The 5,164-nt window shown below is 62.5% G+C and carries 5 protein-coding genes; 3 read left to right on the top strand and 2 right to left on the bottom strand.

Features of this window, described 5'->3' with window-relative positions; genetic code table 11:
• Positions 1-2,511 (bottom strand): protein kinase (locus OES25_17420; GenBank protein ID MDH3629417.1); only part of this gene is annotated, 2,511 nt, incomplete at its 3' end.
• A 152-nt stretch (positions 2,512-2,663) separates the two neighbouring features.
• On the opposite strand from OES25_17420, the gene OES25_17425 reads away from it, so the two are divergent.
• From OES25_17425 to OES25_17435, 3 genes are read left to right on the top strand one after another with little or no spacing between them, the layout of a single operon-like run.
• Entirely contained in the window at positions 2,664-3,137 is a 474-nt protein-coding gene (locus OES25_17425) for an SRPBCC family protein (GenBank protein ID MDH3629418.1), read from the top strand.
• Positions 3,134-3,595: a tryptophan-rich sensory protein gene (locus tag OES25_17430; protein ID MDH3629419.1), complete on the top strand. Its 462-nt coding sequence runs from the start codon at positions 3,134-3,136 to the stop codon at positions 3,593-3,595. Before OES25_17425 ends, OES25_17430 begins: the two co-directional genes overlap by 4 nt.
• 22 nt (positions 3,596-3,617) lie before the next feature.
• Positions 3,618-4,868 (top strand): PQQ-like beta-propeller repeat protein, encoded by a 1,251-nt coding sequence (locus OES25_17435; GenBank protein MDH3629420.1) that lies wholly within the window; start codon positions 3,618-3,620, stop codon positions 4,866-4,868.
• Here the strand turns inward: OES25_17435 and OES25_17440 are convergent.
• Positions 4,865-5,164 (bottom strand): deoxyribodipyrimidine photolyase (locus OES25_17440; protein ID MDH3629421.1); only part of this gene is annotated, 300 nt, incomplete at its 5' end. The genes OES25_17435 and OES25_17440 overlap by 4 nt on opposite strands.

The following is a 5,164-nucleotide window of genomic DNA, read 5'->3' on the forward strand; positions in this document are numbered from 1 at the left end:
TTCGAGTCGATCGACGGCGGCGTCGGTCTCGCCGGCGAGCGCCTCGGCCTGAGCCGCATACAACTCGACCCGCACACCGAAGAACGTGTCGCGCTCGATTCCGTAAACCTCCACGGCATGTCGCGCCACGCGCAGCGCATCCTGATCCCGGCCCATCAACCCGTAGGTCACGGCAAGGGCCGCCAGCGCCGAGATCGAGTCAGGATCGGCGGCAACCTGGGGCTCCAGGAAGTCGAGACTGGTTTGCAATGCAGCACGGGTCGCTGTCGGGTTACCGAGCTGCAGCTGTGCCTGGCCCTCAAGTAAGGCAGCCGGAACCCATAGCGGTGCTGCGATGTAGGACTCGGTGGAGAAGGTCCTCAGGTAGGTCAACGCAGTTTCGGGGTCCCGTTCCAGCAGCTTCTGAGAGATGCGGAGGTGTTCGATGACGGGCGAAGTAATGATGGCGGGTACGGACTGCACGACCCGGGCGCAATCAGAAACCCGTCCCTCGAGTCGGTAGGATTCCCAGAGCCAGAAGTGCGGTTCGGCGAAGGAAGGGTCCTGCGAAATCGGTTTCTGCAAGTGCTCCCTGGCGGATGCGTAGTCACCCAGGGCAATTTCCGTCAGCGCCAACTCCAGACTCGTCCGCTTGCCAAGTGGATCCAGCTCCAGGACCCGTTGCAGATCGACACGGGCGCCTGGCATGTCCCCCCGACGACGACTGACGTAGGCTCGCGCGCCCAACGCGTCAGCATGATTCGGCAGTTCCGCAAGGACGGAGTCGAACTGTTCCATTGCCAGGTCGTAGTCCTTGTGCCCCCAGTAGTGGTAGAAACCCTTGGCAAGCCGTGCCTGGTAGGAGTGTGGCTCCAGTCGCAGCGCGTTCTCGACCGCCTCCAGCGCCCGTGCATCCCGTTCCGCCGACGTGTCGATCCCGACATGCATGGTCATCGAGTGCGCCAGCGACAGTCTGGCCCATGCATCGACAAACTGTGGGTCCAATTCCAGTGCGCTCTCGAAACTGAGGCTGGCCAGCTCCAGCGATTCCGGCGTCAACGTGTCGGCGAACTCCTGGCCACGCAGGTAAGCCTGCCAGGCCTCGACGCTGTGGGTGGTCGGTCGCTCGACGGCCGAGCCCGCACCGAGGGCCAGCCCCATGTTGTCGATGACGGCGCGGGCGATCCGCGACTGAACGGTAAAGATGTCGTCGACGGTCTCGTCGTAACTCTCGGCCCAGACCTGGGTGCCGTCGGCCACCCGGATCAGCTTCGGCGTAATGCGTACCCGTCGTTCTGCGTCGCCGGAACCGGCCCAGCGCACCGTCCCCTGCAACACGTAGTCGACCCCCAGCCGTTCGCCGATCTCCCGGGTCGTCGTCGCCCCGTCGACGAGGCGCTGGGCGCTCTCGCTCGAGATCACACCGAGGTCCCCGACCGTACTCAACCGTGTCGTAATCTCCTCGGTGACGCCCGCGGCGAAGAACTCGTCGTCGGCACCGCCCACGTTCTGGAACGGGAGCACCACAATCATCTCGCGGGTCTCGGTGGCTGCCGGTGTGGGCGCGACATCGTCGGTGCGAGTTGGCAGATTCTGTACAATCAGAACGATGACGACGGCGGCGACCGCCAACGCGGCCACGAGTTTCCACCACGGGCGACCCGGGCGGGGGACGGCATCGGACTCGCCGCTGTCGATCTCGCCCTTCAGCTGCTCCAATTCGTTACGGAGCTCCCGGGCCGAGGAGTACCGCCGCCCCGCATCCTTATTAAGACAGCGCTTGACGATCCGATCGAGGTGACGGGGCAGGCTCTGGTCCAGATCGGTCAGCGAGCCCGGCGTGTCCTTCATGATTGACGAGATGGTCGAGATGGCGGTATCGCCGGCGAACGGTCGCTTGCCGGTGGTCATCTCATACAAAAGGATACCGAGAGAGAAGACATCGGAGCGGGCGTCCACCGGTTTGCCCTCGGCCTGCTCCGGCGACATGTAGGCGACGGTGCCGACGATCCGCCCTTCGGCAGTCACCGTGGCGGTGGCATCGTCGTTCAATCCCGATCCGGCCGCCAGCTTGGCCAACCCGAAGTCCAGCACCTTGACCCGACCGTCGTCGCTGATCATCACGTTGTCCGGTTTCAGATCGCGATGGGTGATGCCCTTGTCGTGGGCGGCGCCGACCGCGTCGGTCAGCGGCACGGCGATGGCGAACAGCTCCTGCAGCGACATGCCGTCCTTGCCGATCTTCGTGCCGAGGGACTGGCCCTCGACCCGTTCCATGGCGATGTAGAACACGCCGTCGCACTCTTCGACCTGATGGATGGTGACGATGTTGGGATGGTTCAGCGCGGCGACGGCCTGGGCCTCACGCTCGAAGCGGTCCCGGCGCTCGGGGTCGGTGGCCAGCCGTTCGGGGAGGATCTTGAGGGCGACCTCCCGCTTGAGGCGGGTGTCCTCGGCCAGATAGACATCCCCCATCCCGCCAGAGCCGAGCTTGGCGGTGATCCTGTACTGATTGAGCGTCTTGCCGATCATGGGGCCCTCAAAATGGGGACAGATTTATTTTTCGCAGAGAAAAATAAATCTGTCCCCATTATCCCAGGCCGATTCTACGACATCGAGGGGATTTGCCTGGCCTTGAATCCGTTTTCGCTTCCTGGGCGAAACCTCTATTGAGGGAGAGTCAAATGAAAGATCAGGTTTTCACGACCGAGCAGTGCGTTCCTCTGCCCAGGGATGTGGTGTTCGCGTTCTTCGCCGATCCCAGAAACCTCGAGGCCATCACGCCACCGTGGCTGGGATTCGGCATGTTGGAGCGATCCACCGAGAGGGTCCAGCAGGGCACCGAACTGCTCTACAAACTACGAATCCACGGCTTTCCGCTCAGATGGAGATCGCGGATCGAGGAGTGGCAAGCTAACGAGCGATTCGTGGATACCCAACTGGAAGGCCCCTACGCGAAGTGGCACCATACCCATACGTTCCACGATCGCGGCGGCGGGACTCTGATTCGCGACCGGGTACGCTACCGCCTCCCCATGGGCTGGCTGGGACGGCTTTTCGGCGGTCGGTTCGTCGCCTCGGACGTCAAGAAGATCTTCGCCTACCGGGCGACGAGGATTCAGGAGCTATTGCACCCTCTGGCAAGCGAGCGCCGATGAAATCATTGATCGTGAGCCTGGGAAGTTGCCTGCTGGTGGGGATCTCCGGATCTCTGGCTACGGCGTCGTCGATCAGGGATTGGTACCCTTTCATCGAGAAACCCACATGGACGCCGCCCGATGCGTTGTTCGGTCCCGTGTGGACGGTTCTCTACATCATGATGGGCGTGTCTGCCTGGCTCGTCTGGCGGGCCTCTACGGGAACGACACGCCGCACCGCTCTCTTGATCTTTGCACTCCAACTGGGACTCAATTCTCTCTGGTCGTTCATCTTTTTCGGTTTTCAGCAGCCGGGCTGGGCCGCTCTGGAGATCGTCGCACTGTGGGGCGCGATCGTGGCGACCATGATCTCCTTCCGCAGGATTCGACCGATGGCCGCGTGGCTGCTCTTGCCCTATCTGCTCTGGGTCTCGTTCGCAACGGCTCTCAACATCTCAATCTGGGTACTCAATCGATAAACGCTTCCGAGGAGCCCCTCTCATGCGCGTCAATGTTCTGCTCTCCCTACTGCTCACGTTCGCTGTTTGCGGGGTTGCCGCTGCGGAGTCTCCGGCGGTCCCCGACTGGGACCAGTGGCGAGGCCCCCAACGCACCGGCGCCGTGCCCGGCGACTCATGGCCCGCGTCTCTCGAAGGGCTGGTCGAGATGTGGAGCGTCGATCTCGGCAAGGGTTATCCCGGACCGATCGTCACCGAATCCCTGGTGTTTGTCGTCGAGACGGTAGACAGAAAGACCGTCGCCGCGCGCGCGCTGAGCCGTGAGGACGGAGCGGAAGTCTGGAAGACGACCTGGGGCGGCAGTGGCAGCGTTCCGTTCTTCGCCGCCTCCAACGGCGACTGGGTTCGTTCGACGCCCGCCTGGGACGGCAAGACGCTCTACGTCGGCGACATGAACGAAAAACTGCTCGCCCTTGCGGGCGACAGCGGCGAGATTCGCTGGACCGTGGACTTCCCGGCGCTCTACAAAACCAAGATTCCGGACTTCGGGTTTGCGTCCTCACCGTTGCTGGATGGGGAGTTCCTTTACGTCCAGGCGGCCAACTCCATCGTCAAACTGAACGCGACGACCGGCAAGCCGATCTGGCGCTCTTTAGCCGGCACCTCGAAGATGTCGGAGTCGGGAGCCTTCTCGTCGCCGGTGATCGAGACGCTGGCGGGGGTTCGTCAGCTGGTCGTGATGAAACGGGGCGGACTGTTCGGCGTTTCGCTCGAAGACGGAACAGAATTATGGTCCCAGCCCGTACCGAACTTCCGCGGCATGAACATCCTTACGCCGGTCATCGAGGGCGACAGAATTTTCACCAGCCCCTACAAGAACGGCGCATTCCTTTACGAGGTCACCCGCAGCGGTGAGGGATTCAAGGTCGACGAGGTGTGGACACACAAGGCGACCGGCTACATGTCGACGCCGGTAGAGATCGACGGGTTTGTCTACATGCACCTCAGCAACGGCCGTCTCAGTTGTCTCGAGATTGCCACCGGTGAAGAGCGCTGGCGCACGGAGAATCTCGGCAAGTACTGGAGCATGGCGTGGCAGGGAGACAAGATCCTGGCCCTCGACTCGGGCGGTGAGCTATTGCTGGTGCGGGCAAACCCCGAAGGGTTCGAGCTGCTCGACCGCAAGTCCGCCACAAGTCGCGAGGCCTGGGCGCATCTGGCCGTGCGTGGCAATGAAGTTTTCGTTCGCGATTTGACGTCGATTCGGGCGTTTCGCTGGAGCCTCGTCGACTAATCCCGACCGTATCGCTCCAGATAGCCCCGGACTCTCAACTTGCGTCGTGTATTGCTCGACGTCATGTAACGCACCTTGCCGAAGATCGGGCGCTCGGGACCCCAGGCACGATCGTAACGCCCCAGCACCCAGAAAATCCCGCTGTACGAGTTGGGGTTGCGACCGTCCAGCGCGTACTTGTTGTTGAGTTCGATCATGATCTCGAGGGCGCTCAGCGGGTTCTCGGACCAGTGGAGAATCTTCTTTCCCCAGAGCATCCTGAGGTAGTTGTGGATCGTCCCGTCGCGACGGAGTTG

Source organism: Acidobacteriota bacterium (assembly GCA_029861955.1).
Taxonomy (GTDB): Bacteria; Acidobacteriota; Polarisedimenticolia; order Polarisedimenticolales; family Polarisedimenticolaceae; genus JAOTYK01.

Bases quoted from the DNA above. Each gene is read 5' to 3' on its own strand.
- OES25_17425 (MDH3629418.1), top strand. From the start codon at position 2,664: ATGAAAGATCAGGTTTTCACGACCGAGCAGTGCGTTCCTCTGCCCAGG.
- OES25_17430 (MDH3629419.1), top strand. From the start codon at position 3,134: ATGAAATCATTGATCGTGAGCCTGGGAAGTTGCCTGCTGGTGGGGATC.
- OES25_17435 (MDH3629420.1), top strand. From the start codon at position 3,618: ATGCGCGTCAATGTTCTGCTCTCCCTACTGCTCACGTTCGCTGTTTGC.